The 22,009-nt window shown below is 49.7% G+C and carries 23 protein-coding genes; 21 read left to right on the forward strand and 2 right to left on the reverse strand.

The window, feature by feature from the left end; translation table 11 throughout:
- Positions 1-126: 126 nt before the first annotated feature.
- The gene (gene rluC / locus MN202_RS15005) at positions 127-1,080 is read left to right on the forward strand and encodes a 23S rRNA pseudouridine(955/2504/2580) synthase RluC (protein WP_335736951.1); all 954 of its coding nucleotides are present in this window, start codon (positions 127-129) and stop codon (positions 1,078-1,080) included.
- A complete protein-coding gene (locus MN202_RS15010) occupies positions 1,080-1,739 on the forward strand; it encodes an HAD family hydrolase (RefSeq protein ID WP_335736952.1) in 660 nt (219 codons plus the stop codon). The genes rluC and MN202_RS15010 overlap by 1 nt, the downstream gene beginning before the upstream one ends.
- On the opposite strand, the gene MN202_RS15015 is transcribed toward MN202_RS15010, so the two are convergent.
- Positions 1,732-2,331, reverse strand: a complete 600-nt coding sequence (locus tag MN202_RS15015) for a Maf family protein (RefSeq protein ID WP_335736953.1) — start codon at positions 2,329-2,331, stop codon at positions 1,732-1,734. The genes MN202_RS15010 and MN202_RS15015 overlap by 8 nt on opposite strands.
- Positions 2,332-2,460: 129 nt before the next feature.
- Between MN202_RS15015 and yceD the strand changes: the two genes are divergently transcribed.
- The 19 genes from yceD (at position 2,461) to prpF (ending at position 20,713) form a co-directional block, all read left to right on the forward strand.
- On the forward strand, positions 2,461-2,988 hold the full coding sequence (gene yceD, locus MN202_RS15020; RefSeq protein ID WP_335736954.1) for a 23S rRNA accumulation protein YceD: 528 nt from the start codon (positions 2,461-2,463) through the stop codon (positions 2,986-2,988).
- A gap of 16 nt (positions 2,989-3,004) precedes the next feature.
- Positions 3,005-3,169 carry a 50S ribosomal protein L32 gene (gene rpmF / locus MN202_RS15025; RefSeq protein ID WP_008223049.1) on the forward strand — a complete coding sequence of 55 codons (165 nt, stop codon included), beginning with the start codon at positions 3,005-3,007 and terminating at the stop codon, positions 3,167-3,169.
- A 6-nt stretch (positions 3,170-3,175) separates the two neighbouring features.
- Positions 3,176-4,216 (forward strand): phosphate acyltransferase PlsX, encoded by a 1,041-nt coding sequence (plsX, locus tag MN202_RS15030; RefSeq protein WP_335736955.1) that lies wholly within the window; start codon positions 3,176-3,178, stop codon positions 4,214-4,216.
- A 6-nt stretch (positions 4,217-4,222) separates the two neighbouring features.
- On the forward strand, positions 4,223-5,182 hold the full coding sequence (locus MN202_RS15035) for a beta-ketoacyl-ACP synthase III (protein WP_335736956.1): 960 nt from the start codon (positions 4,223-4,225) through the stop codon (positions 5,180-5,182).
- 50 nt (positions 5,183-5,232) lie between these two features.
- Complete coding sequence (gene fabD / locus MN202_RS15040) at positions 5,233-6,168, forward strand: ACP S-malonyltransferase (RefSeq protein ID WP_335736957.1); 936 nt, start codon at positions 5,233-5,235, stop codon at positions 6,166-6,168.
- A gap of 9 nt (positions 6,169-6,177) precedes the next feature.
- Positions 6,178-6,924: a 3-oxoacyl-ACP reductase FabG gene (gene fabG, locus MN202_RS15045; RefSeq protein WP_335736958.1), complete on the forward strand. Its 747-nt coding sequence runs from the start codon at positions 6,178-6,180 to the stop codon at positions 6,922-6,924.
- A 136-nt stretch (positions 6,925-7,060) separates the two neighbouring features.
- Positions 7,061-7,297: an acyl carrier protein gene (acpP, locus tag MN202_RS15050; protein ID WP_008223041.1), complete on the forward strand. Its 237-nt coding sequence runs from the start codon at positions 7,061-7,063 to the stop codon at positions 7,295-7,297.
- Between the two features lie 79 nt (positions 7,298-7,376).
- Positions 7,377-8,615 (forward strand): beta-ketoacyl-ACP synthase II, encoded by a 1,239-nt coding sequence (gene fabF, locus MN202_RS15055; RefSeq protein ID WP_335736959.1) that lies wholly within the window; start codon positions 7,377-7,379, stop codon positions 8,613-8,615.
- Between the two features lie 122 nt (positions 8,616-8,737).
- Positions 8,738-9,490: an aminodeoxychorismate lyase gene (pabC, locus tag MN202_RS15060; protein ID WP_335736960.1), complete on the forward strand. Its 753-nt coding sequence runs from the start codon at positions 8,738-8,740 to the stop codon at positions 9,488-9,490.
- Positions 9,484-10,491 (forward strand): endolytic transglycosylase MltG, encoded by a 1,008-nt coding sequence (gene mltG, locus MN202_RS15065; RefSeq protein WP_335736961.1) that lies wholly within the window; start codon positions 9,484-9,486, stop codon positions 10,489-10,491. The genes pabC and mltG overlap by 7 nt, the downstream gene beginning before the upstream one ends.
- Entirely contained in the window at positions 10,491-11,117 is a 627-nt protein-coding gene (gene tmk / locus MN202_RS15070; protein WP_335736962.1) for a dTMP kinase, read from the forward strand. Before mltG ends, tmk begins: the two co-directional genes overlap by 1 nt.
- A complete protein-coding gene (holB, locus tag MN202_RS15075; protein WP_335736963.1) occupies positions 11,117-12,010 on the forward strand; it encodes a DNA polymerase III subunit delta' in 894 nt (297 codons plus the stop codon). The genes tmk and holB overlap by 1 nt, the downstream gene beginning before the upstream one ends.
- Before the next feature lie 11 nt (positions 12,011-12,021).
- Positions 12,022-12,348 carry a PilZ domain-containing protein gene (locus tag MN202_RS15080; protein WP_335736964.1) on the forward strand — a complete coding sequence of 109 codons (327 nt, stop codon included), beginning with the start codon at positions 12,022-12,024 and terminating at the stop codon, positions 12,346-12,348.
- Between the two features lie 38 nt (positions 12,349-12,386).
- Positions 12,387-13,169: a TatD family hydrolase gene (locus MN202_RS15085; RefSeq protein ID WP_335736965.1), complete on the forward strand. Its 783-nt coding sequence runs from the start codon at positions 12,387-12,389 to the stop codon at positions 13,167-13,169.
- Positions 13,170-13,699: 530 nt separating this feature from the next.
- Complete coding sequence (locus tag MN202_RS15090) at positions 13,700-14,380, forward strand: GntR family transcriptional regulator (protein WP_335736966.1); 681 nt, start codon at positions 13,700-13,702, stop codon at positions 14,378-14,380.
- Position 14,381: 1 nt separating this feature from the next.
- Entirely contained in the window at positions 14,382-15,266 is an 885-nt protein-coding gene (prpB, locus tag MN202_RS15095) for a methylisocitrate lyase (protein WP_335736967.1), read from the forward strand.
- A 45-nt stretch (positions 15,267-15,311) separates the two neighbouring features.
- A complete protein-coding gene (gene prpC, locus MN202_RS15100) occupies positions 15,312-16,439 on the forward strand; it encodes a bifunctional 2-methylcitrate synthase/citrate synthase (protein ID WP_335736968.1) in 1,128 nt (375 codons plus the stop codon).
- 196 nt (positions 16,440-16,635) lie between these two features.
- A complete protein-coding gene (gene acnD, locus MN202_RS15105; protein WP_335736969.1) occupies positions 16,636-19,233 on the forward strand; it encodes a Fe/S-dependent 2-methylisocitrate dehydratase AcnD in 2,598 nt (865 codons plus the stop codon).
- A 292-nt stretch (positions 19,234-19,525) separates the two neighbouring features.
- The gene (gene prpF, locus MN202_RS15110) at positions 19,526-20,713 is read left to right on the forward strand and encodes a 2-methylaconitate cis-trans isomerase PrpF (protein ID WP_335736970.1); all 1,188 of its coding nucleotides are present in this window, start codon (positions 19,526-19,528) and stop codon (positions 20,711-20,713) included.
- Between the two features lie 41 nt (positions 20,714-20,754).
- On the opposite strand, the gene MN202_RS15115 is transcribed toward prpF, so the two are convergent.
- Positions 20,755-21,720, reverse strand: coding sequence for an integron integrase (locus MN202_RS15115; RefSeq protein WP_335736971.1), 966 nt, complete (start codon positions 21,718-21,720; stop codon positions 20,755-20,757).
- Positions 21,721-22,009 lie beyond the last annotated feature (289 nt).

The following is a 22,009-nucleotide window of genomic DNA, read 5'->3' on the forward strand; positions in this document are numbered from 1 at the left end:
CAAATTCTCTTACGTCACTTTGAGCGCCCTAATAGCCAGTTTTTGGCATAATTAGCGGGGGGATTATCCCACTAATGTGCAGCCGATAGCAACTGAAATCTAATATTAGCAGAGTATTCAAAATACATGAGCGATGAAATCAAGTTACCAATACAAATGATTGAAATAGAACCTGATTTTATTGGTCAGCGTATAGACAATTTTCTGTTGGCACGGCTTAAAGGTGTGCCGAAAAGTGTCATTTATCGGGTTTTGCGTAAAGGTGAAGTGCGAGTGAACAAAAAGCGCATTAAACCTGAGTACAAATTACAGGCTGACGATGTGGTGCGTATTCCGCCGATCACTGTTACTGCCGCAGCCGAACCGATCTCCGTAAAGTTGTCGATGGTAAAGAACCTTGAACAGCATATTTTGTTTGAGGATAACGACTTGATAGTGCTCAATAAACCATCCGGCATGGCAGTGCATGGCGGCAGTGGTTTACAGTTTGGTGTAATAGAAGCGCTGCGTGCGCTGCGGCCTTTGGCAAAACACCTTGAGCTGGTGCACCGGCTTGACCGCGACACCTCAGGCTGTTTGCTGATTGCAAAAAAGCGTTCAGTGCTAACCCATTTGCATGAGCAATTACGCAATAAAACGGTAGAAAAAAAGTACTGGGCACTGGTCGCTGGTGATTGGGACAATAAAGTACGCAAAGTGACCGAGCCATTGAAAAAGAATACTCTGCAATCCGGTGAGCGGGTGGTCAGGGTAGATGAAAAAGAAGGTAAGCCGTCTGAAACCCGTTTTCGTATTCTGCAGCGCTATCAGCAGGGCACTCTGGTTGAAGCCTTTCCGGTAACTGGCCGTACTCACCAAATCCGGGTGCACACCGCTTGCAAAGGTCATCCTATAGCCTGTGATGATAAATATGGTGACAACACCTTTACCGCACAGATGCAACAAGTTGGCTTAAACCGCTTATTTTTGCATGCGAAAACGTTAAGCTTTATGCATCCGATGACAGAAACCACCATGCGGGTAGAAGCGCCGCTTGATCCGGTTTTGGAGCAAGCCCTGACTAAATTAACGAAAAAGTAATGCAGACAGTAGTAGCAGATAAGGTAGCACTGGTTATTTTTGACTGGGATGGCACCGTAATGGACTCGGTGGGCCGTATTGTGTCGTCGTTGCGATCGGCTGCCAGAATAAGTGAGCTTGCCGTACCAACAGAATTTGCTGCAAAACAAATTATTGGTCTGAGCCTGGACCCGGCGTTCGATATTCTGTTTCCCGGTATTACAGATGGCCAACGCCAGTTAATGTTTCAGCATTATCGTGAGCAATATATGCTGCATGACACCACGCCAACGCCGTTGTTTGCAGGTGTCGAGCAAGTGCTTGGCCAGTTAAAAGACAGTAATATCAAACTTGCTGTAGCGACCGGTAAGCAGCGCAGAGGCCTGGCCCGCATGTTTGCAGAGACCGGGCTGGAGAAATATTTCGATACCAGCCGCTGTGCTGACGAAGCGCAGTCGAAACCGCACCCGCAGATGCTGCAACAAATTCTGACTGAGCTGGATATACCTGCTGAGCAGGCCGTAATGGTAGGCGATACCAGCCATGATATGAAAATGGCACAAGCGATTGCCATGCCACGGGTTGGTGTAACTCATGGTGTGCACGGCCGCGACGTATTAAGCCAGTTTGCGCCCAAAGCCATTATCGATACGATGCCGGAATTATTGCAGGTTATTTAAGCAGTACATTAACACCTTCATTTAGCAGCATCTGGTTTAGCCGGATCAGTGGCAAGCCAATCAGGCTATTGGGGTCGTCACCGCTGAGTTTGCTAAACAAGCTAATGCCCAGGCCTTCGCTTTTAAAGCTGCCGGCGCAATCCAGCGGTTGTTCTCTGGTGATATAGGCCGTAATTTCAGCATCGGTCAAAGTGCGAAAGCTAACGGTAAACGGCTCAACACACAGTTGTATATTGCCACTTTGGGCGTTAACCAGTGCCAGGCCGGTAACAAAGGTAACACTGTTGCCACTAAAACGGCGCAGCTGCGCCAGGGCGTTTTCTGCCGTATGCGGCTTGCCGATAATATGCTGGTTAAAAACGGCCATCTGATCTGAGCCAATCACCAAACCCGAGCTTAAACCGGCAGCGACAGCCTGGGCCTTAGCAAGCGCCAGACGGTGTACCAACTGCTCTGCGGTTTCGTTGGCCAACGGTGTTTCATCAACCTGCGGTTTGGCGGTGTGAAACTCTGTCGTTAGCTTATTTAGCAGCTGGCGGCGGTAACTTGATGTGGAGGCCAGATACAGCGTGGGTAAAGCGGGCTCAGTCATTGATTATTAGCCTTTTTATACAAAATATGCGGCACTATAAACAGATTGAAAAAAATGCGCGAGAAAAACCACAAATATCTGTCTGATCCCTTTGACAGCGCGGGGGCGCTTCTATATGATGCGCGCCTTATGCAAAAAGTAAAAATGCCCGTTACTATAGATCCGGTTAAAGCAGCGCAAAAACGCTCTGACTATGATGGTTTTATTCCACTAGTTAATTTAACCCGGTTAAGCGAAAGTCTGCTGCAATCAGCGGGCGAAGTAACGGTACGAGTTGAATGCGGTACTGACCAGCAAGGCCTGACTGTAATACAGGGCAGCGCATCTTGCGAAGTGAGTGTAACCTGCGAACGTTGCGGCGAAGCCATGACAGTAGCGCTGGACTGCAATTTTGCATACACTCCGGTTAAGCCGGATGATGACGCTGCTTTGGAGTTAATTCCTGAGCGTTATGACGTGATCGAGAAAAACGAACACGGCGAAATAAATTTACGGCAGTTAGTGGAAGATGAGTTGATTTTGGCTTTGCCTTTGTTCCCGATGCACGACGAAGCGGTTTGCGCCGTTAGTGCGGCAACGATGAGCTTTGGTGATATAGGGCCAGAACCAGAAAAACCCAATCCTTTCGCTGTACTGGCAGAATTAAAGAAAAAGTGAGTTTAGGAGATATACCATGGCTGTTCAGCAAAACAAAAAATCACGTGCTCGTCGCGATATGCGCCGCTCACACGATGCATTAACTGGCCCAACGCTGTCAGTTGATTCTACTACTGGTGAGACACACCGTCGTCACCACATTACTGCCGATGGTTACTACAAAGGCCGTAAAGTAAAATAAGTCTGAGTGCATCGGGTGCAGCCGGTTAAGCTGACACTTGCATTAGACATGATGGGGGGCGACCACGGCCCCCATACTACTATTCCTGCTGCCCTGGCAGCTGTTTGCGAATTCTCTGATCTTCATCTTATTTTGTGTGGTGATGAAGCCATACTGACCGAACAACTTAAGTTGCACGGCGTATTTCCGCACCCGCAGTTAAGCATTCGTCATTGTAGCCAAACCGTTGCTATGGCCGATAAACCGGCAGTTGCGCTGCGGTCAAAACGCGATTCTTCCATGCGGATAGCGCTGGATTTAGTCGACAAAGGCGAAGTGCAGGCTTGCGTAAGTGCGGGTAATACCGGCGCCCTGATGGCCATGGCGCATTTTGTGCTGAAAATGCTCAATGGTGTAGACCGCCCAGCGTTAATTACCGCTTTGCCGGCAATGGAAACCAACCCGGTATATATGCTGGATTTGGGTGCAACGGTAAATTGCGATGCTGATACTTTATTTCAGTTTGCCGTAATGGGCGCCGTGATGGCCGAAGAGGTTATTGGCATTAGCCGGCCCAAGGTAGCGCTGCTGAATATGGGCGAAGAAGAGATTAAAGGTTCTGATCAAATTAAACGTGCCGCCATGTTGTTGTCTGAATGCCACGATATTAACTACATTGGTTATATCGAAGGTAATGATATTTTCACGGGTAAAGCTGACGTAATCGTCTGTGACGGTTTTGTCGGTAACGTGGCGCTAAAAACCTGCGAGGGCGTAGCCAAACTTATTTTGCGACGCTTCGAAGCCAGCATTAAAGATAAAGTAACTGCGCAATTATTCGGCTGGTTAATCAAACCTTTTATAAAAAACCTTTATCAGGGCGTGAACCCCGACCACTACAACGGCGCAAGTCTGATAGGATTGCGCGGAATTGTAGTGAAGAGTCATGGAAATGCGTCGAAAGATGCTTTTCTTAGTGCCATCCGGCAAGCGGTGCGCGAGGTTGAACGCCAGGTGCCCGCAAAGATTAAAGACCGGTTGGAACACGTATTAATTGATAAAGCGTAGGTCCGAATGTATTCACGCATTATAGGTACCGGGAGTTATTTCCCGTCACAGGTCCGCAGCAATGCTGATCTCGAGTCTATGGTTGAAACCACAGACGAATGGATTATTGAGCGTACGGGCATTAAAGAGCGCCGTATTATTGCTGATGATGAAAGCGTAGCAACGATGGGGGCTCAGGCTGCGTTAAAAGCCATCGAAGCGGCAGACATTGATAAAAACAGCATTGATATGATTATCTGTGCCACCACCAGCGCCTCGCGTGCTTTACCAAGCGCCGCGTGCGAAATTCAGCGTGAGCTGGAAATTCCTGCCATACCAGCCTTTGATATTGCCGCCGCCTGTGCCGGTTTCTGCTATGGCTTAAGCGTGGCCGATCAGTATATTAAAAGCGGCATAGCAAAGCGTATTTTAGTGATAGGTTCAGACTGTTTATCACGTTTAGTCTCACCGGAAGACCGAAGCATGGTGATCTTGTTTGGCGATGCCGCCGGTGCCGTCATTCTGGAAGCCTCAGAGCAACCCGGTATTTTATCAACGCATATTCACGCTGAGGGTAAATATTCAGAGTTACTCTATGTTGATAACCCTATTCGCGGTGACGAGCAGTCAGTACATCAGTCCTGGGGTTCTATGAAGGGCAACGATGTGTTTAAAGTGGCGGTAACGAAGTTATCCGAAGTGGTAGAACAGACACTGGCCGCCAACAATCTGGATAAGTCGCAAATCGATTGGCTGGTACCGCACCAGGCAAACCTGCGTATTATTTCAGCTGTAGCACGCAAACTGGATATGTCGATGGATCAGGTTGTCATAAATCTGGACCGTTACGGTAATACCTCCGCCGCAACAGTACCGACAGCGCTGGATGAAGCCATTCGTGATGGTCGTATTCAACGCGGGCAGACGTTATTGCTGGAAGCTTTTGGCGGCGGTTTTGCCTGGGCCTCAGCGCTGGTACGTTACTGATCCGCAACCAGAATTAGTGCAGCTTAATTAATTTATTTGCAGGAACAACAATGACAAACACACTTGCAATCGTATTCCCGGGGCAGGGTTCGCAGTCTGTGGGCATGCTAACAGAGCTTTATCAGCAGTATGACATTGTCAAACACACCTTTGCTGAAGCGTCAGCGGCCTTAGGTTATGACTTATGGGCGCTGGTATCGCAAGGGCCGGAAGCCGAATTAAATGAAACTCACCGTACCCAGCCGGCACTGTTAACGGCATCTGTTGCGGTATGGCGTTTATGGCAACAACAAGGCGGCGTCACACCGGCTTATTTTGCTGGTCATTCATTGGGCGAATATTCTGCACTGGTATGTGCCGGAGTATTGTCGCTGGCGGATGCAGTAAAACTGGTCGAAAAGCGCGGTAACTACATGCAGCAGGCTGTGCCTGCCGGCGTTGGCGCCATGTCGGCCATTATTGGCCTGGACGATGACGCTATTGCATTGGCTTGTCAGCAGGCAGCGCAGGGTGAAGTAGTATCGCCGGTAAATTATAACTCGCCTGGTCAGGTGGTAATAGCTGGCCATAAAGCCGCAGTTGAACGTGCCGGTGAGCTGTGTAAAGCTGCCGGGGCGAAACGGGCGTTACCACTTCCGGTCAGCGTGCCATCGCACTGTGCCTTAATGCGCCCGGCGGCCGAGCAATTAGCGGCAGATTTAACCGCACTTAATTTTAATCCGGCTGTCATACCGGTGGTTAATAATGTTGATGTGACCATTGCAACAGATGCAGCAGGCATTAAAGATGCTTTGGAACGACAGCTGTACAGCCCGGTGCAGTGGACTAAAACTATCGAATGGTTGGCTGCGCAGGGTGTAACTCAGGTTATAGAGCTGGGTGCTGGTAAGGTCTTAAGTGGTTTAATTAAACGTATAGATAAAAATCTATCCAGCACCTCAGTGGGTGATGCGGCTTCGCTGCAAGCGGCTCTGGCAGCGGAATAAGGAAGCGACATGACAAATTTTATTTCTTTAGAAGGTAAAGTGGTATTGGTAACCGGTGCCAGCCGCGGTATAGGCCGGGCTATTGCCGAGCAGTTAGCTGCCCTGGGTGCAAAAGTGGTTGGCACAGCAACCTCGGATAAAGGTGCGACAGATATCAGCACATATTTAGGTGACAATGGCTGTGGTCTGGTGTTAAATGTTGCCGATACTGCATCAATAGAACAGTGTTTAGAGCAGATAAAAAACCAGTTTGGTGATATCGATATTCTGGTTAATAATGCAGGCATTACGCGCGATAATCTGCTGATGCGGATGAAAGACGAAGAATGGTTTGACATTATGCAAACCAATTTGAATTCTGTGTATCGCTTAAGTAAAGCGGTACTGCGTAGCATGATGAAAAAGCGCTTTGGCCGTATTATCAGCATAGGTTCTGTGGTGGGCTCTATGGGCAACGCCGGACAAACTAACTATGCTGCTGCCAAAGCCGGCGTGCTGGGCTTTACCAAGTCTTTGGCGCGCGAGGTAGCATCGCGTGGTATTACGGTTAACGCGATAGCGCCGGGATTTATTGATACCGACATGACAAAAGAGCTGTCGGACGAACAAAAGCAAGCTATTTTCGGTCAGGTGCCAGCCAATCGGTTAGGCCAGCCGGAGGAGATTGCGGCAACGGTAGCCTTTTTGGCGTCTAACCAGGCAGCCTATATTACCGGTGAAACGATTCACGTAAACGGCGGTATGTATATGGTGTAAGCTGGGTTTGTAAAGCAGGTTTGACCAGCATAAAATGCTGTGCACTCTGCTTGCAACCAACTTGGCTTGCGCATAAACTAGCGCCACACAAAATTGCACGATTTGTTGCGATTTATATGAGAAAAAGGAAGAAAAGATGAGCAACATCGAAGAACGCGTTAAGAAAATTATCATCGAACAACTGGGTGTTAAAGAAGACGAAGTGAAAAACGAAGCGTCTTTTGTTGACGATTTAGGTGCAGATTCACTGGATACAGTTGAGCTGGTAATGGCGTTGGAAGAAGAATTCGATACTGAAATTCCAGACGAAGAAGCAGAGAAAATTACTACTGTTCAGTCTGCAATAGACTATATTAAAGCACACGCTGAATAAGCGCACTGCTTACAGAACGGGTAGCTAAGCTACCCGTTTTCGTTTTAAGACTTTACAAATTTCCATGGCGGAGGGTGTTGTGGCAAAACGTCGTGTGGTTGTTACCGGATTAGGCATGTTAACGCCGCTGGGTAATGATGTTGCCTCAAGCTGGCAGGGGCTGCAGCAAGGTAAAAGTGGTATTTCACTGATTGATCATTTTGACACCAGTGCCTATACCACCAAGTTTGCCGGTTTAGTGAGAAATTTTGATGTCGAGCCTTATTTCCCGGCTAAAGATACCAAAAAAATGGACCTGTTTATTCAGTATGGTGTAGCTGCTGGTATTCAGGCTTTTCGCGATTCGGGTATCGAAGTTACCGAGCAAAATGCACCCCGTATCGGCGCAGCTATTGGCTCGGGTATAGGTGGTTTGGGTTTAATTGAAGAAAACCATACTAAATTGACAAATAGCGGGCCAAAACGGCTGTCGCCATTTTTTGTCCCCTCGACCATTATCAATATGATTGCCGGGCACCTGTCTATTATGTTGGGTTTGCAGGGGCCAAACATCAGTATTGTTACTGCCTGTACTACAGGTGTGCACAATATTGGCCATGCCGCCCGGATGATAAGTTACGGTGATGCCGATGTGATGATTGCAGGCGGTGCAGAAAAGGCCTCTACGCCGCTTGGCATGGGTGGTTTTGGTGCTGCGCGGGCATTATCTACCCGTAATGATGCGCCACAGCAAGCCAGCCGGCCCTGGGATAAAGATCGCGATGGTTTTGTGCTGGGTGACGGTGCCGGTGTCATGGTGCTCGAAGAGTACGAGCATGCTAAAGCCCGTGGTGCAAAAATTTATGCTGAACTGGTGGGTTTTGGTATGAGCGGCGATGCCTATCATATGACATCACCTCCGGAAAACGGCGCCGGTGCGGCGGCATCTATGCGTAATGCGTTAAATGATGCCCAGGTCAATCCGCAGCAGGTGAGCTACATTAATGCGCACGGCACTTCAACCCCGGCAGGTGATATTGCTGAAACCATGGCAATTAAGTCGGTATTTGGTGATAGTGCTGCCAAGGTTATGGTCAGCTCGTCCAAATCAATGATTGGTCACCTGTTAGGTGCAGCCGGTTCGGTAGAGTCGATAATAACGGTATTGTCGCTGCAGGATCAGCTGGTAACGCCAACCATCAATCTGGATAATCCGGATGCAGGTTGTGATTTAGACTATGTGCCACACCAGGCGCGGCAAGTCAGTATGGAGTATGCGCTGTGTAACTCCTTTGGCTTTGGCGGTACCAATGGTTCTATTTTGTTCAAACGGGTTTAATTTACTGTTTTAAAACAATTAATCTGCTGGTTAATTAAACAAAGGCTGCATGATGCAGCCTTTGTTTTATCGGCTATTTAAGGCATACTGCGCAAAGATTTTTTAACCTGGCAGGTTTAGGTTTGGTTCCTGGCATTGCAGATCGCAGTTTTAATTATGGTGATGGTATCTTTACCACTATGCGGGTGTCTGCCGGAAAGCTGCAGCTGTGGCCGCTGCATCTGAAGCGATTACAATTGTCTGCAACAAAACTGGGGTTTGCCAGCCTAGACTGGGCATTGTTGCAGCAACAGGTGTTTGCTGCGGTCACAGCACCAGAGCAGGTCGTTAAACTGGTTTTGTCACGTGGCGAAGGCGGCCGGGGTTACAGCCCTGCAGGCATTACAACTCCCAACTGGTATATCAGTAGCGCCGCATTGCCAGATCATACCTTAGCAAAGCAGCGGGGCATTTATCTTGAGTGCGCCGCATTAAGGCTTGGTATTCAGCCGCTATTGGCCGGACTAAAGCACAACAACCGTCTGGAGCAAGTACTGCTAAAGCAGGAGCAGGCCCAAATAGGCTGTGATGATTTATTGGTACTGGACCAACAGGGCTTTGTTACTGAAGCCATTGCCGCCAATGTGTTTTTTTACCGTGCAGGCCAGTGGTATACCCCAGAGCTGATAAATGCCGGAGTTGCAGGTGTGATGCGTGAGCATCTGCTGCGGCAGTTTACATGCAATCTGGTGCAATGGCAGCAGCATGAACTTGAACAGGTCGAGGCTATGTTTGTCTGCAACGCCTTAATGGGGATAGTGCCGGTTCGGCAATTTGAGCAGCGCGCACTTCAGTTGACAGCGGTGCAGCAGCTTAGCAGGCAGCTTGCATGCTAAAACGACTGGCAGGGTTGTTGGTGGCCGTCGTTATCGCCGCTGCAGCAGGCGGGGGGGGCTGGTACAGTCTGCAGCAGGCTCAGTTGCAGTTAGACAGCGATTTATATCCTGTTGCTGCGGGCAGCTCGGCCGGGCAGCTGTGCCATAACTGGCAACAACAGGGCCGGCTCTCATCTGCTGACTGTCTGCTGCTGCGGATCTATCTGAAGCTTAATCCGGCGGCGGCGCATGTGCAGCAAGGGTTGTATCGTATCAGCAACGAGCGCACCTTGCTTGACGTACTGGCATTATTTCGCAGCGGCCGCGAAGCACAGTTTTCGCTGACCTTTATTGAAGGCGAAACGCTGGCGCAGGCAATGCAACGGTTGCAGTCTGCTGAATATCTGCAGCTTGATATTAGCTCTGAGCAGCAAGTGCTGGCATTGCTGCAATGGCCAGCTGAGTGGGGCAGTACGCCCGAGCGCGCAGAAGCCCTGTTATATCCCGATACCTATTACTACACGGCAAATAGCCCGGCCAGCAATCTGATTAAACGGGCGCAGCAAGCGTTGCTTAACGCACTGGATAACGCCTGGCAGCAGCGCCAAGGCGACTTGCCGCTGCAAAACCGCTATCAGTTACTTACGCTGGCATCTATTATCGAAAAAGAAAGCAGTTATCCGCCAGAGAAAACACTGGTGGCATCAGTCTTTGTAAACCGGCTGCGCAAAAATATGCGCCTGCAAACTGACCCCACTGTTATTTACGGTTTGCAATATTTTAATGGCAATATCACCCGGGCCGATCTGAATAACCCGCATCCTTATAATACTTACCGGCATCGAGGGTTGCCTCCCGGGCCTATAGCACTGACATCCGCCGCATCCTTGTTAGCGGCAGCACAACCGGCACAAACCGATTTATACTATTTTGTCAGTAAGGGCGATGGTACCCATCAGTTTTCATCAACCTTGCAGCAACACAACGCTGCGGTTAAAAAATACATTTTTGGAGAGCAATAATGACGGCACAGCCTAAGTTTATCGTGGTAGAAGGGCTGGAAGGTGCCGGCAAAAGTACTGCTATTGCCCACATTAAGAGCTGGCTGGCCGCACGCGGTATTACCCCGGTTTGTACCCGTGAGCCCGGTGGTACGCCGTTGGCAGAGAAATTACGCGATCTGGTAAAACAAGTTCGTGACAATGAACAGGTCGCGGCAGAAACTGAACTATTACTGATGTATGCCGCGCGTATGCAGCTAATAACCAATGTAATTAAACCGGCACTGGCGGCAGGGCACTGGGTGCTGGCTGACCGGCATGATATGTCGTCCCGCGCTTATCAGGGCGGGGGACGTGGCTTAAGTGATGACATGATCAACCCGTTGCGCGCTATGGTGCTGGGCAATTTACAGCCAGATCTGACCTTATATCTGGATATCGATCCGGCGTTAGGCTTGCAGCGCGCCCGTATGCGTGGTGAGCTTGACCGTATTGAACAAGAGCAACTGGCATTTTTTCAGCGTACGCGGGATAAATACCGCCAGATTGCCTCGCGCGAAGCGAATATTGCCGTGATAGACGCCAATCTGCCATTAGCACAGGTGCAACAGCAAATCAGCGCTGCGCTGGATCAGGCGCTGGCCTGATGTTGCCCTGGCTGCAAGCTTCACAGCAACAACTTAGTGCGCTGCTAAACGCCGAACAGTTGGCGCACGCGTTATTGTTGTCGGGGGCCGAAGGGATTGGTAAAAGTATCCTGGCCAATTATCTGGCTGATGCACTGCTGTGCACTGCGACAGACAGACCGTGTGGCCAGTGCAAAAGCTGTTTATTGCGCCGTGCCGGCAATCATCCGGATTTGCTGGTGTTAGACAGCAGCGGCAACACTATAGGCGTTGATGCCGTGCGCCAGCTCAGCCAGTTTTTGCACGGTAGCGCGCAGCAGCAAAATAATAAAGTCGTGTTATTGCTGCAGGCAGAAAAGCTGACCGAGCCCGCAGCGAATGCCTTACTGAAAACGCTGGAAGAGCCACCGCAACACAGCTTTATCATTCTTACCACAGCAGCGCCAGCAACCTTGCCGGCAACAGTATTAAGCCGCTGCCAGAAGTGGCCGTTAGCCGCCCAGTTTAACCAACAGGCGCAGCAGTGGCTGGCGCAGAAAACCAACCGGGCGGTGCCGGATTTTTTACTCACCTACTGTGCCGGTGCGCCCTTAAAGGCGCTACAGTTAATTGAAACCGGCGCCGCAGACCATTTGCAAAATGGGTTAAACAGTTTACAGCACTATATTGACGGTAGCCTGGCGCTGACCGGCTGCGTTAAGCAACTTGAGAGTATTACCGAACTTACGCCGCTACTTGGCTGGTTTTTACATCAGCAGCTGTTACCGGCGCTGGCTGGTAAAGATCCGGCCCGGTTACTGGCTCTGCATCAGTTGTTTAGTCGCTGGTGCCGTGACGAAAAACAAATTTTAGGGCAAAATAAACAGCTGGCGCTTACAACTATGCTAACCAGTTTAAAAAAATTAAGCCGCTAAGCGGAGGACATATGGAAGAGTTGTCGATAAGTTTCAGTGACGTAAAAGATTTATACCGCAGCTATATGCCTTTTTTAAAAAGCGGTGGTTTGTTTGTACGCACTGCACGCAGTTATAAAATGGGCCAGTCGCTGGCGCTGTCGGTAACCTTACCGGATGCGCTGGAATCTATAACCGTTTCAGGTAAGGTTGCCTGGATCACGCCGCATGGCTCACAAAGCTCTAATCCGGCCGGCATTGGCATTACCTTTATTGATGATAAGTCCCAGCTTGGGGCACAAATTGAAAAGTTACTCGGTGGCATGCTGACCTCGTCAGATCCTACCTACACCATTTAATCCGGCGTTTAACGCAGCCATTATTGCAGGAAGTTGTTTTGTTTGTAGATTCTCATTGTCACCTCGATAGGCTGGAACTGGATAAGCTCGGCCTTAGCCTGCAGCAGGTTGTCGCTAACGCCCAGGCACAACAAATTGAGCATATGTTGTGTGTCTGTGTCAGCCTGAATGAATACGCGCAGATGGCACAGCAGGTTGCCGGTTTTGACTGTGTGTCGGTGTCGTGCGGTGAACACCCGTTGCACCAGCAGGAAGCAATAGACGCTGAGCGGCTGTTACAACTATGCAGCTCGCCAGATGTAGTGGCAGTAGGTGAAACCGGGCTGGACTACTTCTATGCGCCAGACAGCAAGTTAAGCCAGCAATCAGCCTTTGTCAGCCATATCGAAGTGGCTAATCAGCTAAGTAAGCCTTTGATCATTCATACCCGTGATGCCAGAGCCGATACGCTGGCGCTGATGCGCAGCCATCAGGCTGACAAAAGTGGTGGTGTGCTGCATTGCTTTACTGAAAACTGGGACATGGCAAAAGCAGCGTTAGATCTGGGCTTTTACATTTCCATATCCGGTATTATGACCTTTCGCAATGCTGATGAATTGCGCGCTGTAGTGAAAAAGTTACCGCTGGACCGTTTGTTGATAGAAACTGACGCACCTTATTTAGCACCGGTGCCACATCGTGGTAAAACCAACCAGCCTGCCTATGTTACCGCGGTCGCTCAGGCGGTAGCAGACGTTAAAGGTGTAAGCCTGAACGAGCTTGCCCGGGTTACTACAGCTAATTTTTATCAGTTGTTCAGCTTAGTAAACAAAGCCGCTTAAATAGTCTATGGCAGATAAAAGAAGCCCGGAACCAATCCGCATTGTTCCGGGCTTAGGGGAATGGCTCATAGGGAATGAGCCGTGCGCTACCGTTACATACTGCAATAAGTGAAGGTAAGATTTAGTGTAGTTAATTCACTGATTTTTTCCTCTGTCGGTTCGCGAGCCGATGTCGATGATCGGCTTATCATTTTGCTATTTTACCCACCTGTTATCTGCAGGTTATCCCCAGCTTATCCGATGAAGCAGGCAACATTACTGCGTTGAACCCTTTTTGGGGGCAATGGCTTATGCCTGCTCTTTTAGCGTTTTTTATTATCTAAACTGGATATTAAATAATCAAAAAATCTAAAAAAAGTCTGGCTCCCGGCATATAACTGTGGATGCTAATACAGCCTTGCTACTGCAGACTGTAAAGTCTGCAAGCCATACTTTGGTATAATTGTCGACAATGTTGTTGGCTAAATGCTTGACGTTGGCGTTTAAACGCTATAAAACTAGCGCATTACTTAATTGTGTCGACAATATCTATGTTGCTTCATCCTTCTTTGCGTTCACCTATTACTGCTGCAGACCGGGTGCTGTTAGAAATTCAGCGTGCTATCGTCGAAGGTGAGATAGCGCCAGGCAGTAAGATCAGTGAGCCGGAGCTAGCCAAACGCTTTGATTTAAGCCGGGCACCGCTGCGGGAGGCTTTAGCCCGCTTAGAACGTTGTCATTTAATCGAACGTATTCCTAATGCCGGTGCCCGGGTAGTGAAATTGTCGACACAGGGTTTGTTGTCACTGTATCAGTTGCGTGAAACCCTTGAAGGTATGGCCTGCCGTTTAGCGGCTGAACACATGGCCGACAGCGAGATTGCTGAGCTACGTGCCTTGCTCGATCAACATTTGAACACCCAGCGGGTACGCGAAGGCGAAAGTTATTACCAGGAAGCCGGTGATCTGGACTTTCATTACCGCGTGATCCTGGGCAGTAAAAACGAGTATTTAATCAATATATTATGTGACGAACTTTATTACTTGGTACGGATGTACCGGGTACAGCTGGGTATGAACGGACCGCGGGTGTCGCGGGCATTTGACGAACATAAAGCTATTCTTAATGCCATTGCCAACCGTGATGGTGAACTGGCCGATTTACTGATGCGCCGCCATATAGCCGCATCACGGCGTAATATTGAAAAACAACTGCAACAAACGGGGACCTAACATGAGCACACTGACTGCCGGACAAAAACTGCGCGCCGCGATTAGCGCCAACCAACCACTGCAAATTGTCGGCACCATTAATGCCTACACGGCGATGATGGCCGAACGCACCGGCCATCAGGCATTGTATTTATCCGGTGCTGGTGTGGCCAATGCCTCTTTTGGTTTGCCGGATCTGGGCATGACATCATTAAATGATGTTTGTGAAGACATCCGCCGTATTACCGCTGCCACCAGCTTACCGTTGTTGGTAGACGCAGATACAGGCTGGGGCGGGGCTTTTAATATAGCCCGCACAGTAAAAGAAATGAGCCGCGCCGGTGCGGCGGGTTTTCATATTGAAGATCAGGTAGCGCAAAAGCGTTGCGGCCACAGACCCAACAAAGAAATTGTGTCATTAGATGAAATGGTCGACCGGGTAAAAGCCAGTGTCGATGCGCGCAGTGATGAAAGCTTTTTTATTATGGCGCGTACAGATGCGTTAGCGCAGCAAGGAGTAGAGGCGGCAATTGAGCGTGCCATTGCCTGTCAGGATGCCGGTGCCGATGCGATTTTCGCCGAAGCAGTACATACCTTAGAGCAATATAAAGCCTTTACCAGTGCGTTAAAGGTGCCGGTGCTGGCAAATATTACTGAGTTTGGTCAAACGCCGCTGTTTAATAAAGCCGAGTTAGCCAGTGTTGGTGTGGCTATGGTGTTGTATCCGCTAAGTGCGTTTCGCGCTATGAATAAAGCTGCTTTAAATGTGTATCAGTCTATTTTGGCCAATGGTGACCAAAAAGCCGTGATTGACAGCATGCAAACCCGCGCAGAGCTATACGACTTTTTAAACTACCACAGCTTTGAAGAAAAACTGGATCAGCTGTTTAGCAGCAAGAAATCCTGATTTTTAGGTTCGAATTTTTAAATTAAAGACAACGGGGAGAACAGCATGTCAACAGGTAAAGTACTCACAGGTGCCGGTTTACGCGGCCAGGTCGCAGGAAAAACAGCACTGTCGACTGTCGGTAAAACAGGCTCAGGCCTAACCTATCGTGGTTATGATGTAAAAGATTTAGCCGCCAATTGCAGCTTTGAAGAAGTGGCGCACCTGATTTTAAAAGGCGAGTTGCCAACAGAGACTGAGTTAACGGCGTACAAAGCCAAATTAAAAAGCCTGCGCAGCTTACCGCAGGCATTAAAAGATGTATTGGAGCGTATTCCGGCCAGCGCCCATCCAATGGATGTGATGCGCACCGGTTGCTCTATGTTGGGTAATCTGGAAACCGAAGCAAGCTTTGAGCAGCAACAGGATGCCAGCGATCGGCTATTAGCGATATTCCCCGGCCTGGTTAATTATTGGTACAACTACAGCCACCATGGCAAACGCATTGAGGTAGAAACCGGGGCCGATTCTGTTGCTGAGCAGTTTCTCTGGACGTTACACGGTGCAAAACCCTCTGCATTGCACGTTGAAGTGATGCAAGCGTCACTGATTTTGTATGCTGAGCATGAGTTTAATGCCTCTACCTTTACCGCCCGCGTTTGTGCTTCAACACTGAGTGATATGCACTCCTGCATCACAGGTGCTATAGGTTCACTGCGCGGCCCACTGCATGGTGGAGCCAACGAAGCGGCGATGGAACTGATTGAAAAAATGGCTAATCCGGACGATGCTGAGCAAAAACTGCTGGGGATGCTGGAGCGCAAAGAAAAAATTATGGGCTTTGGCCATGCGGTTTACTCAGACTCTGACCCACGCAACGCCGTTATTAAAGAGTGGTCTGAAAAGCTGGCCAAGGCTAACGGCGATACTAAGCTGTATGACGTGTCTGTACGTTGTGAGGCGGTAATGTGGCGTGAGAAGAAGCTATTTTGTAATGCTGATTTCTTCCATGCCTCGGCTTATAACTACATGGGTATTCCAACTAAGCTGTTCACGCCGATTTTCGTCTGCAGCCGTTTAACCGGTTGGGCCGCCCATGTGATGGAGCAGCGTGCGGATAACCGTATTATCCGGCCAAGTGCTGATTACGTTGGTGTAGAACCACGTAGCGTAAAGCCTCTTGCTGAGCGGTAAGACAAAAAGCTTATAAACTTCGGTGTTTTGGATCGGTTGCAACACCCATTCTGCTCGCCATAGCAACTCGCCCTAATGCCTACGGCAGGGCTCAGACACTCTATGGCTGCGCAAATGGGGTTCCAACCTACCATCATCGAACCATAATACATTCAAAGAGGGCGTAGCCCTCTTTTTGCCAGACAGAGTAAACACCATGAACAGCCAATACCGTAAAAAACTGCCCGGCACCAACCTGGATTATTTTGATACCCAGGCCGCGGTAGATGCCATAGAACCCGGCGCTTACGCCAAACTGCCGTACACCTCACGTGTGCACGCAGAAAACTTAGTGCGCCGCTGCGATCCGGCCATGCTTACTGATGCATTAAAGCAGCTGATTTACCGCAAGCGCGATTTAGACTTTCCCTGGTTTCCGGCCCGTGTGGTATGCCATGACATTTTAGGCCAGACTGCACTGGTCGACTTAGCCGGCCTGCGCGATGCCATTGCCGACAAAGGCGGCGACCCGGCTAAAGTAAACCCGGTTGTGCCTACCCAGCTTATCGTAGACCACTCGTTAGCTGTGGAGCATGGCGGTTTTGAAAAAGACGCCTTTGCCAAAAACCGCGCCATTGAAGACAGGCGCAACGACGATCGCTTCCATTTTATTAACTGGACAAAAAAAGCCTTTAAAAATGTTGATGTGATCCCGCCTGGCAACGGCATTATGCACCAGATTAACTTAGAGCGGATGTCGCCGGTTATTCATGCCAAAGACGGTGTGGCCTTTCCTGATACCTTAGTCGGTACCGACAGTCACACGCCGCATGTTGATGCACTGGGCGTTATCGCCATTGGTGTTGGCGGCTTGGAGGCTGAGAGCGTCATGCTGGGCCGTGCCAGCTGGATGCGCCTGCCGGATATTATCGGCGTAGAGCTAACCGGCAAAGCCCAGCCTGGTATTATGGCTACCGACATTGTACTGGTGTTAACCGAGTTTTTACGCAAAGAAAAGGTAGTCTCAAGCTACCTGGAATTCTTTGGTGAAGGTGCCGACAGCTTAAGCCTGGGTGATCGGGCTACGATATCAAATATGACACCGGAATATGGTGCTACCGCAGCCATGTTCAGTATCGATCAGCAAACACTGGATTATTTAACCCTGACCGGCCGCGAAAGCGAGCAGGTGAAACTGGTTGAGATTTACGCCAAAACCGCAGGCCTGTGGAGCGACAGTTTAAAAACTGCCGAGTATGAGCGGGTACTTAAATTTGATTTATCCAGCGTAGGCCGCACCATGGCCGGGCCGTCAAACCCGCATGCCCGCTTATCGACCAGCGATTTAACGGCTAAAGGCATCGCCGGCAAGTATCAGCTTGAAGAGGGCAAAATGCCCGACGGCGCGGTAATTATTGCTGCTATTACCAGCTGTACTAACACCAGTAACCCGCGTAATGTGATCGCTGCTGGCTTGTTGGCACGTAATGCCAATAAACTCGGTTTAACGCGCAAGCCCTGGGTAAAAACCTCACTGGCGCCTGGCTCCAAAGCCGTGCAGCTGTACTTAGAAGAGGGCGGTTTACTGCCGGAATTAGAGCAACTTGGCTTTGGTATTGTCGGCTTTGCCTGCACCACCTGTAACGGCATGAGTGGCGCGCTTGATCCGGTTATTCAACAAGAAGTAGTAGAGCGCGATTTATACGCCACAGCGGTATTATCCGGCAACCGTAACTTTGACGGCCGCATTCACCCCTACGCCAAGCAGGCGTTTTTGGCCTCACCGGCTTTAGTGGTGGCTTATGCCATTGCCGGCACCATTCGTTTTGATATCGAAAAAGACGTACTGGGTTACCATAACGGTAAGGCCATTACTTTAAAAGATATCTGGCCGGAAGATGCTGAGATTGATGCCGTCGTAAAAGCCAGTGTACAGCCGGAGCAGTTCCGTAAAGTGTACGAGCCGATGTTTGCCGTCGAGGTTGATTACGGCGACAAAGTAACCCCCCTGTACGACTGGCGGCCGCAAAGCACCTATATTCGCCGGCCTCCTTATTGGCAGACAGAGGGGGAAGGCGCATTGGCAGGTGAGCGTAGCTTAAAAGGCATGCGGCCTTTAGCGTTGTTGCCGGATAACATTACCACCGATCATTTATCGCCGTCTAACGCCATTATGCTCGACAGTGCCGCTGGTGAATATCTGCATAAAATGGGTTTGCCGGAGGAGGACTTTAACTCCTACGCAACGCACCGTGGTGACCACTTAACGGCGCAGCGTGCTACTTTTGCCAATCCCAAGCTGATTAATGAAATGGCCATTGTCGATGGCAAGGTTAAACAAGGTTCACTGGCGCGGATTGAGCCAGAGGGCAAGGTTACCCGCATGTGGGAAGCCATTGAAACCTATATGCAGCGTAAACAGCCACTGATTATTGTTGCCGGTGCTGATTACGGCCAGGGGTCATCGCGTGACTGGGCGGCTAAAGGCGTGCGTTTAGCCGGTGTTGAAGCCATCGCCGCTGAGGGCTTTGAGCGTATTCACCGCACTAACCTAATTGGTATGGGCGTGTTGCCGCTGGAGTTTAAAGCCGGTACCACGCGCCTTACGCTGGCGCTGGATGGCACAGAAACCTACGATGTGGTAGGCGAGCGTACACCCCGGGCGACGTTAACCCTGGTTATTCACCGCACTAACGGTGAATCGCTAAACGTGCCGGTAACCTGCCGCTTAGATACCGCTGAAGAGGTGTCGATTTACGAAGCCGGCGGTGTACTGCAGCGTTTTGCACAGGACTTTTTGCAAGGGGCTGTTTAACCAATAGCGGTTCAAGCAGTATATGGCTACGGTTACAACGCTCTGAACTGCTTGTCACAGCAACTCGCCCTTATGCCTACGGCAGGGCTCAGACACTCTGTGACAACATTTCAGCGGTTCTAACCTTCGCTGGCAGAGTGCATTGATTTTCCGAATGGAGAGTCGATGCCCTGTTTTGTCGGCGCAGAGTGTCTGAGTGAACGCGCAAGCGGGAACGAGTTGCTGCGACGAGCAAAATAGGGTTGTCGGCTCGTACTCTACGCAAATGTATAGCTTTTAATGGGTAACAACTATGACTGCACCACAAATAAAAATCCCAGCCACCTACATGCGTGGCGGTACCAGCAAAGGCGTGTTTTTTAAACTGACCGACTTACCTCAGGCCGCTCAGGTGCCGGGTATAGCGCGCGACAACCTGCTGCTAAGGGTTATCGGCAGCCCGGATCCGTATGGTAAACACACCGACGGTATGGGCGGCGCGACGTCCAGCACCAGCAAAACGGTAATTTTAAGCAAAAGTGGCAAAACAGATCACGATGTCGACTACCTGTTTGGCCAGGTCGCCATAGACAAGCCGTTTATCGATTGGAGCGGCAACTGCGGTAACTTAACCGCAGCGGTAGGCTCTTTTGCTATCAGTAATGGCCTGGTCGCAGCAGAGCGCATACCGCAAAACGGCATTTGTACCGTGCGCATCTGGCAGGCCAATATTAACAAAACCATTATTGCTCATGTACCAATAACCAATGGTGAGGTGCAGGAAACCGGCAACTTTGAGCTGGACGGTGTTACGTTTGCGGCAGCAGAAGTGCAAATTGAGTTTCTCGATCCGGCAGCAGATGAAGGCGAGGGCGGTGGCGCCATGTTTCCCACCGGCAACTTGGTAGACACCCTCGACGTACCCGGCGTTGGCAGCTTTAGTGCCACACTGATAAACGCCGGCATTCCAACCATCTTCGTTAATGCTGTTGATATTGGCTATACCGGTACTGAACTGCAAGATGCGATAAATGGCGACAACGCCGCACTGGCGCGCTTTGAAACCATCCGTGCTTACGGCGCCATTAAAATGGGCCTGATGACGGATATCAGCCAAGCAGCCGCACGGGCCCATACGCCGAAAATTGCTTTTGTTGCGCCACCACAAAGCTATGTAGCGTCCAGCGGCAAACCGGTAAACGCCAGTGAAATTGATTTACTGGTGCGGGCGCTATCAATGGGCAAACTGCACCATGCCATGATGGGCACCGCAGCGGTAGCCATCGGCACCGCCGCCGCGATACCCGGCACCCTGGTAAACCTGGCAGCGGGCGGGGTTGAGCGTGAAGCCGTGCGCTTTGGCCATCCGTCAGGCACCTTGCGGGTTGGTGCAGCGGCAACCCAGGTTAACGGCCACTGGACGGTAACCAAAGCCATAATGAGCCGCAGCGCGCGGGTACTGATGGAAGGCTATGTGCGCGTGCCAGGTGATTGTTTTTAACGACTTTGTATAAGTTGAACAAGGCGCTGCGGCGCCTTTTTTTACAGCAGTTGGGATAGCGGGCTTTTAACGCCCGCTGCACCGCGATTTAAAACGTGAGTGTAAATTTGTGTAGTGCGAACATCGGTATGGCCTAATTGCTCTTGTACGGTGCGGATATCGGCACCGGACTCCAACAAGTGGGTAGCGAAACTGTGTCTTAATGTGTGGCAAGTCACCTGTTTTTGAATTCTGGCCAGCTTTGCTGCTTGTTTAATCGCTTTTCTTAACGTGGTTTCGTCAATATGGTGGCGTCTAACCGTTTTCGATTCAGGATCAACGCTAAGCTGCGCAGAAGGGAACAGATACTGCCAACCCACTTCAAAAGGGGCGGATGGATATTTAACCGCAAGTGCATTAGGCAGCCAAACACCACTGTACTCGGGGCTTTGGCGGTCCCGCAGCCAGTATTGCTGCACCAAATCAGATTGACTGCGTAGCAAAGCTAATAATTCAGGTGCCAGTGTTACTCTGCGGTTTTTGTTGCTCTTACCTTGCCAAATCATCAGCGAAATATAGTCGTAGTCTATATCCTTTACCCGCAATCGCACGGCTTCCATCAAACGCAGTCCGCTGCCATATAATAGCTGAGCGACTAATTTATACTTTGGATCAATTGACAGCAGCAAACGCTGAATTTCATCTCGGGTTAATACAATAGGTAATTTAGTCGCAACCTGTGCCTTATGAAAGCGCATTTCAAGGGATAACGGACGCTGAATAATATGCCGATATAAAAATGCCAGCGCATTAAGTGCAGTGGCCTGGGTTTTCACTGCAACATTACGTTGATTGCTTAGATATGACAAAAATGCTTCGACTTCAGCTTCAGCCATTTGCGACGGATGTTTCTTACCATGGTACAAGATATAAAATCGAATCCAGTGTTCGTAAGTGTCAATCGTACGCCTCGCATAACGCCGTGTAGTCATAAACTCGCGGACAAAATTTAGAAACATAGAAGCCATAATAACCTGCTCACAATAGCTGTTTAAATAAACAGTAGTTTGCTTTGAGTTTTTTATCAACAACTCGCGGGTGCAAAACCCGAGTTTTGAAGCTCAATAATTGCTACAAGATAAAAATGCTTGATTTACATTTAACTAGCGGAATAAACTCAATCCTAATTTGTAACTTGCGGGATCTTAAACACGCAACTCGCGGGTTCTGATCCTTTGAATAAGCTGTTGAACTAAGCCGCTGCGCGGAGCTCTCAGCCACTACCTGTTATTGAACCACACTTACTCCGGGAATGTT

This window comes from Rheinheimera muenzenbergensis, assembly GCF_036984005.1.
GTDB lineage: Bacteria > Pseudomonadota > Gammaproteobacteria > Enterobacterales > Alteromonadaceae > Alishewanella > Alishewanella muenzenbergensis.

Coding starts and splice junctions, on each gene's coding strand:
- rluC (WP_335736951.1), top strand. CDS start 127: ATGAGCGATGAAATCAAGTTACCAATACAAATGATTGAAATAGAACCT.
- MN202_RS15010 (WP_335736952.1), top strand. CDS start 1,080: ATGCAGACAGTAGTAGCAGATAAGGTAGCACTGGTTATTTTTGACTGG.
- MN202_RS15015 (WP_335736953.1), bottom strand. CDS start 2,331: ATGACTGAGCCCGCTTTACCCACGCTGTATCTGGCCTCCACATCAAGT.
- yceD (WP_335736954.1), top strand. CDS start 2,461: ATGCAAAAAGTAAAAATGCCCGTTACTATAGATCCGGTTAAAGCAGCG.
- rpmF (WP_008223049.1), top strand. CDS start 3,005: ATGGCTGTTCAGCAAAACAAAAAATCACGTGCTCGTCGCGATATGCGC.
- MN202_RS15035 (WP_335736956.1), top strand. CDS start 4,223: ATGTATTCACGCATTATAGGTACCGGGAGTTATTTCCCGTCACAGGTC.
- fabD (WP_335736957.1), top strand. CDS start 5,233: ATGACAAACACACTTGCAATCGTATTCCCGGGGCAGGGTTCGCAGTCT.
- fabG (WP_335736958.1), top strand. CDS start 6,178: ATGACAAATTTTATTTCTTTAGAAGGTAAAGTGGTATTGGTAACCGGT.
- acpP (WP_008223041.1), top strand. CDS start 7,061: ATGAGCAACATCGAAGAACGCGTTAAGAAAATTATCATCGAACAACTG.
- mltG (WP_335736961.1), top strand. CDS start 9,484: ATGCTAAAACGACTGGCAGGGTTGTTGGTGGCCGTCGTTATCGCCGCT.
- tmk (WP_335736962.1), top strand. CDS start 10,491: ATGACGGCACAGCCTAAGTTTATCGTGGTAGAAGGGCTGGAAGGTGCC.
- holB (WP_335736963.1), top strand. CDS start 11,117: ATGTTGCCCTGGCTGCAAGCTTCACAGCAACAACTTAGTGCGCTGCTA.
- MN202_RS15080 (WP_335736964.1), top strand. CDS start 12,022: ATGGAAGAGTTGTCGATAAGTTTCAGTGACGTAAAAGATTTATACCGC.
- MN202_RS15090 (WP_335736966.1), top strand. CDS start 13,700: ATGTTGCTTCATCCTTCTTTGCGTTCACCTATTACTGCTGCAGACCGG.
- prpB (WP_335736967.1), top strand. CDS start 14,382: ATGAGCACACTGACTGCCGGACAAAAACTGCGCGCCGCGATTAGCGCC.
- prpC (WP_335736968.1), top strand. CDS start 15,312: ATGTCAACAGGTAAAGTACTCACAGGTGCCGGTTTACGCGGCCAGGTC.
- acnD (WP_335736969.1), top strand. CDS start 16,636: ATGAACAGCCAATACCGTAAAAAACTGCCCGGCACCAACCTGGATTAT.
- prpF (WP_335736970.1), top strand. CDS start 19,526: ATGACTGCACCACAAATAAAAATCCCAGCCACCTACATGCGTGGCGGT.
- MN202_RS15115 (WP_335736971.1), bottom strand. CDS start 21,720: ATGGCTTCTATGTTTCTAAATTTTGTCCGCGAGTTTATGACTACACGG.